At 67.6% G+C, this 15,804-nt stretch carries 17 protein-coding genes; 10 read left to right on the top strand and 7 right to left on the bottom strand.

The annotated features are described in order from the left end of the window. Window positions 1-80 precede the first annotated feature (80 nt). The 4 genes from ACWDTS_RS17700 to ACWDTS_RS17685 all read left to right on the top strand — a co-directional run bounded on the left by ACWDTS_RS17700 (window position 81) and on the right by ACWDTS_RS17685 (window position 3,741). The gene (locus tag ACWDTS_RS17700; protein WP_450118713.1) at window positions 81-1,079 is read left to right on the top strand and encodes an acyl-CoA dehydrogenase family protein; all 999 of its coding nucleotides are present in this window, start codon (window positions 81-83) and stop codon (window positions 1,077-1,079) included. Continuing rightward, window positions 1,063-2,238 (top strand): acyl-CoA dehydrogenase family protein, encoded by a 1,176-nt coding sequence (locus tag ACWDTS_RS17695; protein ID WP_450118712.1) that lies wholly within the window; start codon window positions 1,063-1,065, stop codon window positions 2,236-2,238. Before ACWDTS_RS17700 ends, ACWDTS_RS17695 begins: the two co-directional genes overlap by 17 nt. A gap of 10 nt (window positions 2,239-2,248) precedes the next feature. Then, window positions 2,249-3,031: an enoyl-CoA hydratase gene (locus ACWDTS_RS17690; protein WP_248673431.1), complete on the top strand. Its 783-nt coding sequence runs from the start codon at window positions 2,249-2,251 to the stop codon at window positions 3,029-3,031. A gap of 161 nt (window positions 3,032-3,192) precedes the next feature. Continuing rightward, complete coding sequence (locus ACWDTS_RS17685; protein ID WP_197257491.1) at window positions 3,193-3,741, top strand: hypothetical protein; 549 nt, start codon at window positions 3,193-3,195, stop codon at window positions 3,739-3,741. Window positions 3,742-3,805: 64 nt separating this feature from the next. Here the strand turns inward: ACWDTS_RS17685 and ACWDTS_RS17680 are convergent, their stop codons facing one another. From ACWDTS_RS17680 to ACWDTS_RS17650, 7 genes are all read right to left on the bottom strand, one after another. Next, entirely contained in the window at window positions 3,806-4,627 is an 822-nt protein-coding gene (locus tag ACWDTS_RS17680; RefSeq protein ID WP_450118711.1) for an acyl-CoA dehydrogenase family protein, read from the bottom strand. After that, window positions 4,624-5,715, bottom strand: coding sequence for an acyl-CoA dehydrogenase family protein (locus ACWDTS_RS17675; RefSeq protein ID WP_450118710.1), 1,092 nt, complete (start codon window positions 5,713-5,715; stop codon window positions 4,624-4,626). Before ACWDTS_RS17675 ends, ACWDTS_RS17680 begins: the two co-directional genes overlap by 4 nt. Next, window positions 5,712-6,125: a nuclear transport factor 2 family protein gene (locus tag ACWDTS_RS17670; RefSeq protein ID WP_248673428.1), complete on the bottom strand. Its 414-nt coding sequence runs from the start codon at window positions 6,123-6,125 to the stop codon at window positions 5,712-5,714. Before ACWDTS_RS17670 ends, ACWDTS_RS17675 begins: the two co-directional genes overlap by 4 nt. Continuing rightward, complete coding sequence (locus ACWDTS_RS17665; RefSeq protein WP_450118709.1) at window positions 6,112-7,323, bottom strand: amidohydrolase family protein; 1,212 nt, start codon at window positions 7,321-7,323, stop codon at window positions 6,112-6,114. The genes ACWDTS_RS17670 and ACWDTS_RS17665 overlap by 14 nt, the downstream gene beginning before the upstream one ends. 299 nt (window positions 7,324-7,622) lie before the next feature. Beyond that, complete coding sequence (locus tag ACWDTS_RS17660) at window positions 7,623-7,952, bottom strand: hypothetical protein (RefSeq protein ID WP_197257502.1); 330 nt, start codon at window positions 7,950-7,952, stop codon at window positions 7,623-7,625. Then, a complete protein-coding gene (locus ACWDTS_RS17655) occupies window positions 7,933-9,216 on the bottom strand; it encodes an aromatic ring-hydroxylating oxygenase subunit alpha (RefSeq protein WP_197257504.1) in 1,284 nt (427 codons plus the stop codon). The genes ACWDTS_RS17660 and ACWDTS_RS17655 overlap by 20 nt, the downstream gene beginning before the upstream one ends. Before the next feature lie 4 nt (window positions 9,217-9,220). Further along, complete coding sequence (locus ACWDTS_RS17650; RefSeq protein WP_450111223.1) at window positions 9,221-9,772, bottom strand: carboxymuconolactone decarboxylase family protein; 552 nt, start codon at window positions 9,770-9,772, stop codon at window positions 9,221-9,223. A 395-nt stretch (window positions 9,773-10,167) separates the two neighbouring features. On the opposite strand from ACWDTS_RS17650, the gene ACWDTS_RS17645 reads away from it, so the two are divergent. Genes ACWDTS_RS17645 through ACWDTS_RS17620 form a run of 6 tightly spaced genes read left to right on the top strand, consistent with a single transcriptional unit; the run spans window position 10,168 to window position 15,738 of the window. Continuing rightward, window positions 10,168-11,547 carry an ABC transporter substrate-binding protein gene (locus ACWDTS_RS17645; RefSeq protein ID WP_450111232.1) on the top strand — a complete coding sequence of 460 codons (1,380 nt, stop codon included), beginning with the start codon at window positions 10,168-10,170 and terminating at the stop codon, window positions 11,545-11,547. Continuing rightward, the gene (locus tag ACWDTS_RS17640; protein WP_450118708.1) at window positions 11,547-13,682 is read left to right on the top strand and encodes a branched-chain amino acid ABC transporter permease; all 2,136 of its coding nucleotides are present in this window, start codon (window positions 11,547-11,549) and stop codon (window positions 13,680-13,682) included. Before ACWDTS_RS17645 ends, ACWDTS_RS17640 begins: the two co-directional genes overlap by 1 nt. Continuing rightward, window positions 13,660-14,373, top strand: coding sequence for an ABC transporter ATP-binding protein (locus ACWDTS_RS17635; protein WP_197257512.1), 714 nt, complete (start codon window positions 13,660-13,662; stop codon window positions 14,371-14,373). Before ACWDTS_RS17640 ends, ACWDTS_RS17635 begins: the two co-directional genes overlap by 23 nt. Then, the gene (locus ACWDTS_RS17630; RefSeq protein WP_450118707.1) at window positions 14,370-15,077 is read left to right on the top strand and encodes an ABC transporter ATP-binding protein; all 708 of its coding nucleotides are present in this window, start codon (window positions 14,370-14,372) and stop codon (window positions 15,075-15,077) included. The genes ACWDTS_RS17635 and ACWDTS_RS17630 overlap by 4 nt, the downstream gene beginning before the upstream one ends. Continuing rightward, complete coding sequence (locus tag ACWDTS_RS17625) at window positions 15,074-15,427, top strand: hypothetical protein (RefSeq protein WP_197257516.1); 354 nt, start codon at window positions 15,074-15,076, stop codon at window positions 15,425-15,427. Before ACWDTS_RS17630 ends, ACWDTS_RS17625 begins: the two co-directional genes overlap by 4 nt. Continuing rightward, complete coding sequence (locus ACWDTS_RS17620; protein ID WP_450118706.1) at window positions 15,424-15,738, top strand: hypothetical protein; 315 nt, start codon at window positions 15,424-15,426, stop codon at window positions 15,736-15,738. The genes ACWDTS_RS17625 and ACWDTS_RS17620 overlap by 4 nt, the downstream gene beginning before the upstream one ends. Window positions 15,739-15,804 lie beyond the last annotated feature (66 nt).

Here is a 15,804-nt window from a genome sequence, read left to right as displayed (position 1 = left end):
GACTATTACTTTCGTCAAACGAGAATGTTATTCTCGCCACGACATAGTGCACCACAGCTCTGGCAAGGAGGCAGGCCGGGATGCTTTTCGAGTTCGACTCCGATCAGCGGCTATGGCAGAAGACCGTCCGTGAGGTCACGGCCAAGGAATGCTCGCCCGCGCTGGTCCGGAGCATCGTCGACAGCGGCGCCGACCCGTCCCCTCTGTGGAAGACCTACATCGACCTCGGATGGACCGAACTGACGGACCCGGACACCACGGTCGAACTCGCCATCGTCCTCGAGGAGTTGGGCCGGGCGACCGATCCCACTCCCTATCTCGCGACGATGACCCAGTTCGCTCCTCTCGCACCGGGGTTCGACGATTCCGGGCTGGCCGGTGCCGCGCTCTACAAGGGTGTGGGCGTGCGCCGCGAGGGCGACGAGTGGATCCTCGACGGCACCGCGCACCACGTCCTCGACGGCGACCGCGCCGACCGGCTGGCCGTCGTCACCGAGGCGGGGGTGTTCGTCGTGCCGGCCGAGCAGGCCGTCGTCGCACGGAGCCCGGTCTTCGACCCGGTGCTGCACCTCGCCGAGGTGTCGTTCCGGGGAGTCCGGATCGGCGACGACCGGCGCGTCGACGTCGACGTGGAGCCTGCCCGCTACCTGGCACTGACCGGGCTCGCGCTCACCGTCGTCGGTGCGTGCCAACGGATCCTCGACATGGTGCTCGGGCACGTCCGGGAACGTCAGCAGTTCGGAGTTCCGATCGGCTCGTTCCAGGCGGTCAAGCACAAGGCCGTCGACATGCACGTCGCGATCGAACGGGCACGCGCGCTGGCCTACTACGCGGCCCTGACGATCGCGGAGAACGACCCCCGCCGGCGCGTGGCCGCGTCGATGGCCAAGGCCGCCGCGGGCGAATGCCAATCCGTGGTGTTCCGCAACGGCATCCAACTGTTTGGTGCCATGGGATTCACCTGGGAGAACGACCTTCAGTTCGCGCTCAAGCGCGCCAAGGCCGGCGAGCATCTGCTCGGGGGTGCGGCAGAGCATCGGGCGCTGATCGCCGAGGAGTACCGTGCAACTCACCTTTGATGCCGACGTCGAGGAGTTCCGCGCCGAGTTCGTGGCCTTCCTCGAGGAGAACCTGCCCGACGGCGCCGCCACCGGTGTCCGCCCCGGCTCGAGCGCGGACGTGCCGGACTGGGCCCGCCCGTGGCAGCGGTTGCAGTTCGACAACGGCTGGCTGCTGCCGGGCAACCCGCCCGAGTTCGGTGGACGCAACGCCACGATCCTGCAGCAGTACGTGCACCTCGAGGAACTGTCCCGCCGCCGGATCTACCACAGCTTCAACCCGCAGGGACTCGGGATCATCGCCGCGTCGATCCTCTCGTTCGGCACGCCGGAGCAGAAGCAGCGCTGGGCCGTTCCGATCCTGCGCGCGGAGATCACCGCCGCCCTCGGCATGAGCGAACCCGGCGCCGGATCCGACCTCGCCGGTCTGCGCACCCGGGCGGTGCTCGACGGAGATCACTTCGTCGTCAACGGGCAGAAGGTCTGGACGTCCGGCGCACACGACGCGGACGTGCTCCTCACCTTCGTTCGGACGGATCCGGATGCGCCCAAGCACAAGGGAATCAGCGTGCTGTTGATTCCGACGGACACACCCGGTGTCGTGCGGCGCCCGTTCGCCTCGGTCGCGTCGTCGGACGACTTCGACTTCAACGAGGTCTTCTTCACGGACGTGCGGGTGCCCGCGGAGAATCTGATCGGCGAACTCAACGGGGGCTGGGGAGTCGCGAACGGCGCGCTGGGGCATGAACGTACGCTGCTCTGGCTCAGTTTCGCGGACCGCCTCCAGGATCTGGTCGAGGACTTCCGGCCGGTCACGGTGCTCGACCGCGATCGGTACGCGACCCTCGCGATGGACCTGCAGAGCCTGCGGCTGCTGGGTTCGGCCGCGCTGGCGCGGGCCGCCCGCGGTGAACAGGACGTCGCGGCCCTGTCGGTGCTCAAGCTGCTGGGATCCGAAGCGGTGCAGTCCGCATCCGAACACGCACTCGACGCGGCGGGGGAGGACGGTCTCGTCCACCCGAACTGGACGGCACCGTTCAATCCCTGGAACAACGACCACTTCTCGACCGGCTGGTTCGAGCGTTACGTCCGCAGTTTCGCGGGCACCATCGCCGGGGGTACGTCGGAGATTCAGCGGACCATCGTCGCCGAGCGTGTGCTCGGCCTTCCCCGGGGGTGAGGTTGCAGCCGTGTACATCCTGTACGAGGTAGCCGACAAGATCGCCACGATCACGCTCAACCGTCCCGAGGCGGCCAACGCCCAGAACGCGGAGTTGCTCGACGAACTCGACGCCGCCTGGATGCGTGCCGCCGCCGACCCGGACGTCTCCGTCATCGTGTTGCGGGCGGAGGGCAAGCACTTCTCCGCCGGACACGACCTCGGCACCAAGGTTCCCGACGATCTGAAGATCACGCTCGAACTGATCTACTCCAACGAGAGTCGCCGCTATCTCGAGTATTCGTTGCGCTGGCGGAACATCCCGAAGCCGTCGATCGCCGCCGTCCAGGGCCGCTGCATCGCCGGCGGGCTGCTGCTGTGCTGGCCGTGCGACCTCATCATCGCGTCCGAGGACGCGTCCTTCTCCGATCCCGTTGTCCTGATGGGAATCGGCGGGGTCGAATACCACGGGCACACATGGGAACTCGGTCCACGCAAGGCCAAGGAGATCCTGTTCACCGGCCGCCCGGTCACCGCGCACGAAGCCGAGCAGACCGGGATGGTCAACAAGGTCGTGCCCCGCGACCGTCTCGACGAGGAGACCCGCGCACTCGCGACGAAGATCGCGTCGATGCCTCCGTTCGGTCTGCGGCAGGCCAAGCGTGCCGTCAATCAGACCCTGGACGTGCAGGGCTTCTACGCGGCCATCCAGTCGGTGTTCGACGTCCACCAGACCGGTCACGGCAACGCGCTGAGCGTCGGTGGATTCCCGATCCTGGTGAACCTGGACGAGATGAAGTCGAAGATCGAGTAACGTCGCCCGCATCCGCTGCCGGACCATCTGGACGGCAACGGAATTCGAGGGGCGAAAAGGCCTTCCCGGGGCGAGTCGGCAACGTACTCTCGCAGGGACCTGGGGGGAAGTTCCAACACAGTGGTGGACGAAACCGGTTCGTCCACCGGAGAGGATCCGTCATGCGCGTTTCGAACATCCGTCGTGCTGTCGCCACCTTCGGGATGGTGGCGGTTGCGGCCGTCACCCTCGTGGGCTGCAGCAGCGACGACGACAGCTCCAGCGACAGCACCACGACCACGGCGACCACCACGACCGAGACGACCGAGGCCACCGCCACCGAGACGACCACGGCGGCTGCAGCCGGTGAAGCGGCGGATCCGGCGACGACCGAGGCCGTCACGAACGCCTACGTCACGTTCTTCAACGGCGCCACCCCGCCGGCCGAGCGTGCCGCGCTCGTCGAGAACGGCGACGTGTTCCTGCCGACGCTCGAAGCGATGACATCGAACCCGCAGGCCATGGCCACGACCGCGACGGTCGAGGGCGTGACCCTCTCCGACCCGGAGAACGCCGACGTCAAGTGGACGCTGCTCATGAACGGTGCTCCCGTGCTTCCGGACCAGTCCGGCAACGCCATCCAGCAGGACGGCACGTGGAAGGTCAGCGCGACCACCTTCTGCACGCTGCTCGCGATCCAGGGCGGCGGCGCTCCCGTCCCGGGCTGCTGATTCCGTAACACGAAAGGAGGGGCGCCCGCACCGCGGGCGCCCCTCCTTTCGTGCTTCCGAGGTTCTACAGGTGGACGAGACGCGGAGCCGAACCCGTCGACCGGATGAAAGCACCGGCTTCGCGGGTGAGTTCGCGTGCACTGCCGAGCAATCCGTCGAGGACCAGCGCCCGGCGGATGTGCCGGTGCAGGTCGTGTTCGGCGGTGAATCCGATCCCGCCCAACACCTGCTGGCAGTGGCGGGCCGCCGTCAGCGCGGCCTTCCCGGCCGCGGCCTTCGCCAGCAGCGATCCGAGGTCGTCGGTCGCGGCGAGCAGCGTCGCCTCGGCACCCTCGATCGCGACGAGGGTCTCGGCGAGCCGGTGCCGCACCGCCTGGAACGCCGCGACGGGCGTGCCGAACTGGGTGCGGTCGAGGGCGTGGGTTCGCGCGAGCGACAACATGGTCCGGCTCGTCCCCACCAGCCACCAGCCGAGCGCACGCCGGCCGGCGGCGATCGCCGCGGGGTCGAGTTCCTCGCCCGCGTCGGCGGTGTGGAGCGGGATCTCCTCGTCGAGAGCGGTGCCGGCGGTGCCGGTGCGTTCCCACACGATCCATCTACCGCCCGCGAACGGCAACGGGAGGGTTCCGGCGATGGGCAGTCCGGCCGCGTGCAGTACGACGTCGTTGATCACCGGGGCGTGCGCGCCCGTCTCGCCGAGCAGTCGGAACACCAGTGGGATCGCGACGTCGGGCATCTCGGTGAGCATGTCGCCCCAGCCGAGATCGGCCAGCGCCGAATCGAGTTCGTGCGCGGGTGTGGAGGTCATGGTCCCGCGCAGGGCGTCGCCCAGCAGTGCCAGTTCCTCGGCCTGCGCGGCGGCGGAGACGGTGGTGGCGTCGGTCATCGATCCCTCCCCAGATCGAGCAGGCGGCGCGCGATGATGTTGCGCTGGATCTCGGCCGTGCCGCCGTAGATCGTGGCGGCCCTCGAGTACAGGAATTCCGGTCGCCACAGGGTGTCCTCGAGTTCGAGGACACCCGGCAGCAGATCGCGCACGGTGTCGAACAACTGCTGTTCGGCCGTTGCCAGCAGCACCTTGTCGATCGAGGTCTCCGGTCCGAGCGCGGCTCCCTCGGCGAGTCGCTGCTGGGTCAGGCGCGACCGGCAGCGCACCGTGTGCAGCGCCAGATACGCCGAGCCGAGATCGTCGTCGGCATCGAGTTCGGTCTCGTCGAGCAACTTGTCCAGACGCGTGAACAGGTACGCGATCCGGTGCCAGAAACACGTCGAGCGTTCGTGCGGAAGCAGATCCATCGCGACCCGCCAACCGTCGCCCGGCCGGCCGAGCATGCGGTCCGCGGGCACCACCACGTCGTCGAAGTACACCTCGGCGAACTCGTCGATGCCGTGCATCGTGCGCAGCGGCTTGACGGTGATGCCGGGGGTGTCCATGTCGACGAAGAACGCGGTGATCCCGTCGTGGCCGGGCGCGGTGCGGGTGAGGAGCACACAGCGGGATGCGTACTGCGCCAGGCTCGTCCAGACCTTCTGGCCGTTGATCACCCACTCGTCGCCGCGTTGCACGGCGCGGGTGCTCAGCGACGCGAGGTCGCTGCCCGAGCCGGGCTCGGAGAAGCCCTGGCACCACTGTTCGCGACCGCTGAGCAGCAGCGGAACCATCTCCGCGGCGAGTTCGGGTCGGGCGTAGGAGATCATCGTCGGCGCGAGGACCTCGATCATCGAGTAGATCCCCGGTTCGGCCAGGTCGCGGGTGGCGACCTCCTCGCCGAGCACGGCCCGCAGCACCGCGTCGCCCCCGAGACCGCCGACCTCGACGGGCCAGCCGTACCGCATCCAGCCCGCGTCGTACAGTGCCCTGCGCACCCGGCCCAGCTGCGCCACCTGACCGTCGAGCGAATGGTCCGGCGGCGGGGTCAGGTCGTTCTCGTCGAGCCAGGCGCGCAGGGCGGACCGGAACTCGTCGACGTTCATGCCGACGGCTCGAAGGCGTGCGGGATACCCGAGTCGTGGGCTCCGCTGCGACGCTGGAAGGTCATGGACCGGGTCTTCAGACGCCAGCCGTCCTCGGTGCGGACGTAGGTGTCGCTGTAGTACCCGATGCGCATGTTGTGGGTCGTCTGGTCGACGAAGCACAGCGGCTGGGTTCCGGTCGCGGTGTCGCCGTCGAGCTCGACGAGAGCGGTGCCCGTCATGAACAGGCCCTTCGGTGCCGCAGCGACCAGCTCGGGGAACTGGTCGAGCGTGAAGGCATCGCCGAAGGCACTGTAGGTGCCGTCGGGGGTGAAGACCGCCATGACACCCTCGACGTCGTTCTTGGTCATGTTGACCGCGTACCGCGCGAGGAGCTGGTTGATCTCGACGAGGTCGTCAGTTGTTGACATAAACTTTTCCGCCTTTCATGACGAACTGCACGTTCTGCGTGACGGTGATGTCCTCGAGCGGGTTGCCCGGAACGCCGACGATGTCGGCGAGCAGGCCCTCGGCCAGCCGGCCGCGGTCGGTGACATCGATCAGTTCGGCGGCCGTGACCGTCGCGGCGCGCAGCGCGTCCAGGGCGGACATGCCGCGTTCGACCAGCGCGACGAGTTCGTCCGCGTTCTTGCCGTGGGGGATGGCCGGCGCGTCGGTGCCGAGCGCGATCTTCACGCCCGCCTCGTAGGCCGCCTTGACCGAGGTGCGGGCCTTGGGGAACATCTCGGCGGCCTTGGCCTGCAGATCCGGCGGCGCGTGTGAGACGTCCATCGCGTCGGCGAGCCGGGTGGTGGGAACGAGATAGGTGCCGGCGGCGACCATCTTGTCGATCGCGTCGTCGTCGATGAGGAATCCGTGTTCGATGCAGTCGATTCCGGCGGCGACGGCCGCGCGGACGGCGTCCGCGCCGTGGGTGTGCGACGCGACGCGCAGACCGCGCCGGTGCGCCTCGTCGACGATCGCGCGCAGCTCCTCGTCGGAATAGTGCTGTGCGCCCGGTGTTCCGGTGTGCGACATGACGCCACCCGAGACACAGACTTTGATGAGCTTGGCCCCGTGCTTGATCTGATAGCGAACCGCCTTGCGGACCTCGTCGACACCGTTGGCGATGCCTTCCTCGATGGTCAGGTCCAGCACGCCGGGGGCGAACGCCGCGAACATCGTCGGATCGAGGTGACCACCGGTCGGGGTGATCGCGTGACCGGCCGGGACGACCCGCGGGCCGTCCACCCAGCCCGCGTCGATGGCCTTGCCCAGTGCGACGTCGAGCAGGTAGCCGCCGGTCTTCACGAACAGGCCCAGGTTGCGGACCGTGGTGAAGCCGGCGCGGAGGGTGCGCCGGGCGTTGCCGACCGCGCGGAGCATGCGCAGCGGGGGATCGTCCTGGACCGTGGAGTAGACGGGTTTCTCGCCGCGCCCGCCCATGAGCAGGTTGACTTCCATGTCCATCAGGCCGGGCAGGAGGATCTGGTCGCCGAGATCCACGACCTCGCCTTCGGGTTCACCGCCGATCCCGACGATCTTGTCGTCTTCGACGCGGATGATGCCGGGGCGCACGATCTTTCCGCTGTCGACATCGAGAAGGCCGGCGGCCTTGAGTGTAATCACCGCTACACCACCGGTTCTCGGATGACTTCGGCCCGGCTGCCTTCGGCTGGTTTCGGGAAATGGGGCACGGGTCCACCTTCCTGTCCGAGCTCGTCGCCTCGGCGAGCCCGAGCTCATCCAATCTCATTCATGAGAATGACGCTCTCATTCATTGACTATCAGATTTCCACAGTTGTCGGGGAGCGTCAACGTCCGGGGAATGTGTCCGGTGACGGTGTCGGCCGAAAGGTCCCGGACGAACGGAACCGTCCCCCCGCGGCGCATCGGCTGCGGGGGGACGGTTCGTCGTGGGTCGGGCGTCAGACCACCGGTTCGTGGATGATTTCGGCCCAGGCCGCGCCGCTGTCGGGGACGCGGGGTTGCTTCCAGACTTCGACGGGGAAGGAGACCATGATGAGCGACTGCATCAGGTGCACGAGGGCGCGGGCGTCGTCGGGCAGGTCGTCGTAGTCGAATTTGTCGCAGTAGGTGATGGCGTCCTCGATGCGCGGGAATGCGGCGTCGTAGAACTTCTGCATCTCGGGCATGGTGGAGGCCAGGCGCTTGGCGTAGCGCTCGGGTTCGGTGGCCAGGACCCAGTCGGCAGCGAAGGGTTCGAGGTCGGCGAATTCAGTTGGCAGCAGCGCCATCACGGTACTCCTTGACGTAGTCTCCGACGGTCTTGTGCAGGTGGCGGAGGAGGATTTCCTGATCGCAGAGCGGGAAGTCGGTGACGGTGCGGGTGCCGATCATCGTCTGCGTCGCTTCGAGGGTGTTGGCGTCCTGCAGTGCGTACTCCTTGAAGGTGACCGCGGCCAGTTCGTGGGCGAGGCGCTCGCGGACGTTCTTCGGGGGCACGAAGTAGAGGTTGGCCTCGAAGATGTGGCGGTCCGGGGCGGTGGGCCAGTAGTGGTAGGTCAGGTACCAGCCCGGTGCCCAGATGAGCAGGGTCATGTTGGGGAAGAACTCCCAGGAGTCCTGGCCCCAGACCGGGTACTTGCCGGGGTTGATGCCTTCGGGCAGTTCGTCGCCGGAGATGCCGGGGATGTCGGGGCGGTCCCAGGGTCCGAACAGGCCCGAGCGCAGGACGCGTTCGATGGGCTTGACCATGTTCAGGTCCTTGGGCGGGGCCATGCCGCCCCAGGAGGAGATCATCGAGTGCGGCGACTGGATGTCGTAGTGCAGCGCCTCGTAGCCGTAGCCGGCGAGCTTCTCGGCTTCGTCCTTGGTCGCCTGCTTCATGTGCAGGATCGGGGCGTGGTAGAACTCGGCGAAGGCGTCGATGAACAGCTTCCAGTTGGAGCCGATCTCGGCCCGGTAGCTGTAGACCTCGGTCATCTTGTCGAACGGGTAGCCTTCGATGCCCTTGGCCAGCGGGCCGAGGTATTCGTCGAGGGGCTGGGCGTTGTCGTCGAGGTTGATGAAGATGAAGCCCTGCCAGATCTCGCAGCGCACGGACTTGAGTCCGTAGTCCTGCTTGTCGAGGTCGAAGAACTCGCCCTCCTGCTGGACGAAGGTCAGATCGCCTTCGAGGCTGTAGCGCCAGGCGTGGTACTTGCAGGTGAACTGCTTGCAGCTGCCGGCGACCTCCTCACCGGGAAAGTCGTTCCAGACCAGCTTGTTTCCGCGGTGGCGGCACAGGTTGTGGAAGGCGCGGATCTCACCGTCGTTGCCCTTGACGATGATCAGCGAGGTGCCGGGGCCCGCGGAGGGCAGTTCCTTGGTGAAGTAACTGCCCTTGCGGGGGAGCTTCTCGACACGGCCGACGTTGAGCCAGGTGCGCTTGAAGATCGCGTTGCGCTCGTCCTCGAAGAACTGCGGATCGTACGAGTCGGTGTAGTCGACCGGTGCGGTGCCGAGTTCGGGCCAGTGTTCGGTCCAGCTGCCTTCGGCTGGTTTCGGGAAATGGGGCACGGATCTACCTTTCCTGTCCGGGCTCGGTGTCGTGTCCGAGTCCGATACCGAATGTGTTGAAAGCCATGGCCATGAGGCCGTAGCCACCGACCGTGAAGATGAAGTCCATTCGCTGCCGCTTGTCGAGCCGCTCGCCGAGCGCGTTCCACGTCTGCTCGGAGAGCCGGTTCTTGTCCTCGAGTTCGTCGACCGCGGCGAGCAGGGTGCGTTCGAACTCGTCGGTGGCCTCACCGATGCGTGCTGCCTCGATCTCGTCGAGGGTCAGCCCGGCTTCCTGCGCGATCGGGACGTGGTGCTGCGATTCGTACTCGCAGTCGCGGCGGTGCGCGACCCGCAGGATCGCGAGCTCCCGCAGCCGCGGCGGCAGCGTCGACCGCCACAGCAGATAGACGCTGAAGCCCAGGAACGCCTTGGTCAGGTCCGGGTGGTGCGCGAGCGCGGACAGGGCCGTGCCGGCTCCTTCCGGATTCTGGCGATCCCGCGCGAGCATCCCGATGAACGCCGCTCGCGTCTTGTCGTCCCACTCCTCTGCGGGCAGCGGTGGAAGCAGGGCCATGCACCAACCTCCTCTCGTCGGCGAGAATTACATTCTCATTTCTGCTCAGTAGGTTTCCAGGCTTTTGCCGGATAGTCAACGTCCGGCCTGAAGACGCAGGTAGGCGGCCTGCCGCCGGAGCGCTCCGGCATCTCGTCCGGATGATCCAGGGGGTGAGGTCCGCGAATCTTCTCCCCGCTCCGGACCAGTAGAATATGTTGATTCTCCTACAGCGAGAGGCTAGTTTCCCTATCAGGCGAGAGCACTACGGCCTCGGGAATTCCCGGCGCAACCGCGGCCACGCGGACGGCGTCGCTCTCCTGTCAACTACCGGTCGGCCCGAACGGGCCTGCAGGGGGAGGAAGAACGTGAAACTACAGCAGACTCCGGTACCCGAGGTGCGTCGACGAGTCGTCGTGGGCACCGGACGGGCCGCCGTGGCGCTGGCCGCGATCGCGGTGCTCGTCGCCGGGTGCGGCGGCCGCACCGGATCCGAGACGGGCGGAGGCGACGACCGCAGTGGTGGCGGATCGTCGGCGCTCTCCGCGGACTTCGGTGACCTGACCGAGGTGTGCCAGGACGGCGACGCCTCGACGGCCTCCGCCCAGGGCGTCACCGCCGAGCAGATCGAGGTGGGCGTCTTCACCGACATGGGGTTCACCAAGAACCCCGAATTTGTCGACGCGGCAAAGGTGTTCACCTCCTGGTGCAACGACAACGGCGGCATCAACGGCCGCACCCTCGTCGCCAACACCCGCGACGCCAAGCTGATGGAACCGCGCCAGCGCATGATCGAGGCGTGCCGTGAGGACTTCGCCCTCGTGGGCGGCGGTGCTGCGCTCGACGGCCTCGGCGTCAAGGAACGTCTGAACTGCCTGCTTCCGACCTTCACGGCCCAGACCGTGCAGGAGGGTGCCGCCGGCGCCGATCTCGAGATCAGTGCGTCCCCGGCGAAGATCCCCGGATACGACAACTACGCCGGATTCCGCGAGTGGGCTATCAACGAGGCCTATCCCGATTCCAAGTCCGCGATCGGCATGATCAACGGCGACTCCGCCGTCACCAAGGTAATCGGCGCGGTCACCCAGGAGACCGTCGAGTCGCTCGGCGCGACCGTGGTCTACAACGAGCTGTACCCGGCGATGGGTGTCTCGGACTGGACGCCCTACGCGCAGGCCATCAAGAGCAAGGGCGTCAAGGGCCTGATCTTCATGGGCAGCTTCGACCAGCTCGCCAAGCTCGAAGAGGTCCTGACCAACATGGACTACAAGCTCGACTGGATCGACGCGAACAACAACGCCTACAACGCGCAGTTCATCGAACTCCTCGGCCGTTCCGCGGAGTACCAGAACAACCTCGTCGACCTCAGCGGCATGGCACCGCTCGAAAGCGACGAGCCCGCCGTCGAGCAGCTGAAGGAGCTCTACGCGAAGTACGCGCCCGACGCGCAGATCACCCTCCCGGCGATGCGCGCCTGGTCGTCCTGGCTGCTGTTCGCCAAGGCCGCAGCAGCCTGCGGTGACGAACTCACCCGCGCATGTGTGTACGAGACCGCGCGTCAGGAGACGGCGTGGACGGGTGGTGGACTGCACGCTCCGTCGGATCTGCAGACGCCGCTGCCGCCGAAGTCGTGTTTCAACGTCGAGAAGGCGACCCCGGACGGCTGGGAGACCGCCGATTTCAACCCCGACAACGGTCTGTACCGGTGTGACCTCCCGCCGCGCAAGATCACGCAGGACTTCGGAGCGCCGCTGACGCTCGCGGAAGTCGGCAAGAGCATGAGTGACGTCCAATAATGGAACAGTTCATCACTTTCGGGATCGTCGGCCTCACCACGGCCGCGGTCTACGCGATCATCAGCAGTGGCCTGGTCGTCACGTACACGACCACCGGCGTGTTCAACTTCGCGCACGGGGCCACGGGCATGATGGCGGCCTTCGCCTACTGGCAGCTCAGCGTCGGCTGGGGCTGGCCGGTGTGGCTCTCGGTCGCCGTCGTGCTGCTGGTGCTGGCGCCGGCGTTCGGTCTTCTGGTCGAACGGTTGCTGCGTCCGGTCCAGCGACTCGGCGAGGCCGAGAAGCTCGTCATGACCATCGCGATGCTCAGCGGCCTGATCGCGCTGGCGCGCTGGATCTGGAATCCCATCAAGGCCCGGTCGCTGCCCACGTTCTTCAACGAGCAGCAGGCGTTCCACATCGGTTCGGCGACGATCACCTGGCACCAGGCACTGACGATGATCGTCGCGGTCGCGGTGGCGCTGGGACTGCGCGTGCTGATGTTCAACACGCGCACCGGCGCCGAGATGCGGGCGACGGTCGACGACCGTGCACTCGTCGGTCTGACCGGCGCGGACCCGGTCCGCGCCAACCGCGTCGCGTGGATCCTCGGGACCGTGCTGGCGGCCCTCGGTGGCGTGCTCATCGCCCCGATGGTCGCGCTCGAGGCCACCCAGCTGTCGTTGCTGATCGTCAGCGCCTACGCGGCGGCGATCTTCGGGCGGCTGAAGAGCCTGCCGATGACGTTCGTCGGCGCGGTCGTGGTCGGCTGCATGGAGGCCTACATGGCCGGCTACCTGCCGCAGAACGACTACCTGCCGGGCCTGCGTCTGGCCGCACCGGCGATCCTCCTGCTGCTCGCGCTGCTGCTGTTCCCGCACGGCCGTCTGCGGGGCCGCGACCGGAACCTCAGCCAGGTGCCGGTGCCCACGGTGCGAGGGACGTTCGCGTTCGCGGGTGTGATCGTCGCGTTCGGCATCATCCTCGCCACCGTGCTCGGCGAGGGCGATCTCATCACCTACGGGCAGATCTTCGCGTTCGGTGTGATCGCGATGTCCTTCGTGCCGCTGGTCGGCTACGCCGGGCAGATCTCTCTCGCCCAGCTGAGCATGGCGGGGATCGGTGCGATCGTGTGCGCGCATCTGGGGGCGGACGGACAGTGGTGGGCACTGCTCGCCGTGATGGTCGTCTCCGGCGTCGCCGGTGCGATCGTCGCGATCCCGGCGCTGCGGTTGTCGGGTGTGTATCTCGCGCTCGGCACCGCGGCGATCGCGGTCGTGCTGGACCGGTGGATCTTCTCGATGCCCTCCTTCGAGGTGTTCGGGATGGAGATCGCGTTCTTCAACCAGGGTTCGATCGATCTGGTCGGGCCGAGCCTGTTCGGCTTCCAGGTCGACACCCCGGCGGAACTGACCGTGTTCGCGGCGATCTGCCTCGCCCTCGTCACCATCGGGGTCGCGGCGCTGCGCCGCGGCCGGCTCGGCCGGCAACTGATCGCGCTGCGCGACAGCGAAGCCGCGTACGCGACCCTCGGCGGCAGCCTGCTGCTGATGAAGACGGTGGTGTTCGCGATCTCCGCCGGCATCGCCGGACTCGGCGGTGCGCTCTACGGGATGCAACTGCAGTCCGTCGCACCGGAACAGTTCAATTTCATTGCCGGACTGGGCATCTTCCTCATCGCTGTCGTCGGTGGCCTCGGTGTGGTCGGCAACGGTCTGTTCACCGGCACGATGATCGCCGGGCCGCTCAACGCGATCGTCGCGCTGTGGCCCGGCGCGCAGAACCTTGTGCAGACCCTGCCCGCCGCGGCCGGACTCGCCTACGGGTCCGGGGCCGTCGACGACGGCGTCGTGCCCTCGATGCGCAAGGAATGGGAGGCGACGTTCCGCGACAAGCTCGTCGTCTCGACGCTCGTGGGATGGATCGTCCTGCTGTGGCTGCTGCGCCTCGGCGACGTGATCAACGGGTACGTGTTCTTCGCGGGCATCGTCGCCGGTGTTGTCGCCGCCCGTGTCTGGTCGAACTCCCGGCGCAAGGCACCGCCGGGACCGGGCGGTCCGGTCGAGGAAATACCCGTCGAGTGGTGGGGCGTGAAACGCCCGTGGACTCCGGAGGATCAGGAGGTGCTCGATCGTGCCGTCGCAACTCGAGGTTGACGATATCGCCGTCGCGTTCGGGGGCCACCGCGCCCTCGACGGGGTCGGGTTGAAAGCCGAACGCGGACAGGTCACCGGGCTCATCGGCCCCAACGGGGCCGGCAAGAGCACCCTGTTCGACGTCATCACCGGGCTGCGCCGGCCGGTGGCGGGACGCGTGTACCTGGACGGGCACGACGTCACGCGGGCCGGCCCGGCACGCCGCGCCCGGCACGGTCTCGCCCGCACGTTCCAGCGACTGGAACTGTTCGGCCGGCTCAGCGTCCGCGACAATCTGCTCGTCGCAGCGGAACTCGGCCCGGAACGTCGCCGGGCGCACCAGGTCGCGGACGAGATCATCGACCGTCTCGACCTGCACCACCTCGCCGACACGACGGCCGACGCGCTGTCCACCGGCATGGGCAGGCTCGTCGAGGTCGCGCGGGCACTCGCGGTCCACCCGAGCCTGATCCTGCTCGACGAACCCGCCGCGGGACAGGACCCGCAGGAGACCGAGCTGTTCGCCGGTCTGCTGCGGGCCCTCGCCGACGACGGAACCGCGGTTCTGCTCGTCGAACACGACATGGAACTGGTCATGAACGTGTGCGATCAGGTCTACGTTCTCGACCTCGGCCGGATCATCTCCGTCGGACCACCCGACGTGATCCGCAAGGACGAGAAGGTACTCGCGGCCTACCTGGGGGAAGCATGACAGCCATCCTCGAGTTGCGCGACGCCCGCGCCGCCTACGACGAGATCACCGTGCTGCACGGAATCGACCTGAGCGTCTCCGCCGGGCAGGTGGTGGCCCTGCTCGGCCCGAACGGCGCCGGCAAGACCACCACGCTCAAGGCCGCCGCCGGCGTCCACCCGTTGCGTTCCGGGCACCTCGTGCTCGGTGGGCGCGACGTCACCGGAGTGGCACCGCGCGACCTGGCACGGGCCGGGGTCTGCCTGATCCCGGAAGGTCGCGGCGTGTTCCCCAACATGTCCGTCCGCGACAACCTGCTGATGATGACGTTCACGGGCACACCCCGCGAGCAGATCGAGGAGGTCGCGTTCTCGCGCTTCCCGATCCTCGCCAAGCGTGCGTCGCAGACCGCCGGGACACTCTCCGGCGGCGAGCAGCAGATGCTCGCACTCGCCCGTGGACTGGCCACCGATCCCGCGGTCCTGCTGCTCGACGAACTGTCGATGGGTCTGGCGCCGCTGGTCGTCGGCCGGCTCTACGACGAGGTCGCCGAGATCGCCCGCAGCGGCGTGGCGGTCCTCGTCGTCGAGCAGTTCGCGAATGCCGTACTCGACTTCGCAGACCACGCAGCAGTTCTCGTGCGCGGACGCATCCAGAAACAAGGCCACCCCGACAGCGGTCTCCGATCCGAGCTCGCAGCCCTCTACCTAGGGAGTTCCTCATGACCTCGACCGAATCCCGTGCGGACCGATTCACCCGTGAACTGTCCGAACTGAAGATCCCCGATCCCGCCGCCGGCCGGTCGTCGCTGTGGCTGCGCCTCGGCATCGCCCTCATGGTGATCGGCCCGATCCTCGGAGTGGTGGCATACTTCATGTCGCACAACACGTCCGACGCGCTCGTGCAGCGCGACGCGATCGTGGTCTCGATTCTCGGCGTCGCCGTCGCGATCGTCGGCGCGGCGCTGTACCTGCGCTACTCGCTCACCGGATTCCTCCGGTTCTGGATGGCACGCCAGTCCTTCGATCTCGGCATGCTCGCCGAGCGTACGTCCGAAAGTGAGGTTGAAGCATGACCACCTCGACTCCGCTCCGCGCCGGAGAACAACTCGCCAGTGCCGAATGCACGGTCCGCGTGGTCGTGGTCCGGGCACCGGCCGACGCCGGGGGAGTGCTGGCGTGCGGTGGGAGCCCGATGGTCCCGGCGACCGGCGGCCGCCCCTCGACCGCCGGTATCACCGCGCTCGTCACCCTCATCGGCAAGCGGTACGTCGACGAGAACGACACCCTCGAGGTCCTGTGCACCTCGCCGGGTGTGGGCGAGCTGACCTACAACGGAGTTCCGCTGACCGTCAAGGCGGCCAAGGCCCTTCCCGCCTCCGACTGAGTACCGACGATCACGTCCCGTGGGGTCGCCGGACCCGATCCGGCGGCCCCACGGGAAACCGACGAA

This window comes from Rhodococcus sp. NPDC003383 (assembly GCF_053589115.1).
The sequence above is the reverse complement of the archived record's forward strand: the minus strand, read 5'-3'. Positions and strand labels throughout refer to the sequence as shown.

What these genes read in the sequence shown, in the direction of transcription:
- ACWDTS_RS17700 (WP_450118713.1), top strand. Translation starts at nt 81, where the DNA reads ATGCTTTTCGAGTTCGACTCCGATCAGCGGCTATGGCAGAAGACCGTC.
- ACWDTS_RS17685 (WP_197257491.1), top strand. Translation starts at nt 3,193, where the DNA reads ATGCGCGTTTCGAACATCCGTCGTGCTGTCGCCACCTTCGGGATGGTG.
- ACWDTS_RS17680 (WP_450118711.1), bottom strand. Translation starts at nt 4,627, where the DNA reads ATGACCGACGCCACCACCGTCTCCGCCGCCGCGCAGGCCGAGGAACTG.
- ACWDTS_RS17675 (WP_450118710.1), bottom strand. Translation starts at nt 5,715, where the DNA reads ATGAACGTCGACGAGTTCCGGTCCGCCCTGCGCGCCTGGCTCGACGAG.
- ACWDTS_RS17670 (WP_248673428.1), bottom strand. Translation starts at nt 6,125, where the DNA reads ATGTCAACAACTGACGACCTCGTCGAGATCAACCAGCTCCTCGCGCGG.
- ACWDTS_RS17660 (WP_197257502.1), bottom strand. Translation starts at nt 7,952, where the DNA reads ATGGCGCTGCTGCCAACTGAATTCGCCGACCTCGAACCCTTCGCTGCC.
- ACWDTS_RS17650 (WP_450111223.1), bottom strand. Translation starts at nt 9,772, where the DNA reads ATGGCCCTGCTTCCACCGCTGCCCGCAGAGGAGTGGGACGACAAGACG.
- ACWDTS_RS17640 (WP_450118708.1), top strand. Translation starts at nt 11,547, where the DNA reads ATGGAACAGTTCATCACTTTCGGGATCGTCGGCCTCACCACGGCCGCG.
- ACWDTS_RS17630 (WP_450118707.1), top strand. Translation starts at nt 14,370, where the DNA reads ATGACAGCCATCCTCGAGTTGCGCGACGCCCGCGCCGCCTACGACGAG.
- ACWDTS_RS17625 (WP_197257516.1), top strand. Translation starts at nt 15,074, where the DNA reads ATGACCTCGACCGAATCCCGTGCGGACCGATTCACCCGTGAACTGTCC.
- ACWDTS_RS17620 (WP_450118706.1), top strand. Translation starts at nt 15,424, where the DNA reads ATGACCACCTCGACTCCGCTCCGCGCCGGAGAACAACTCGCCAGTGCC.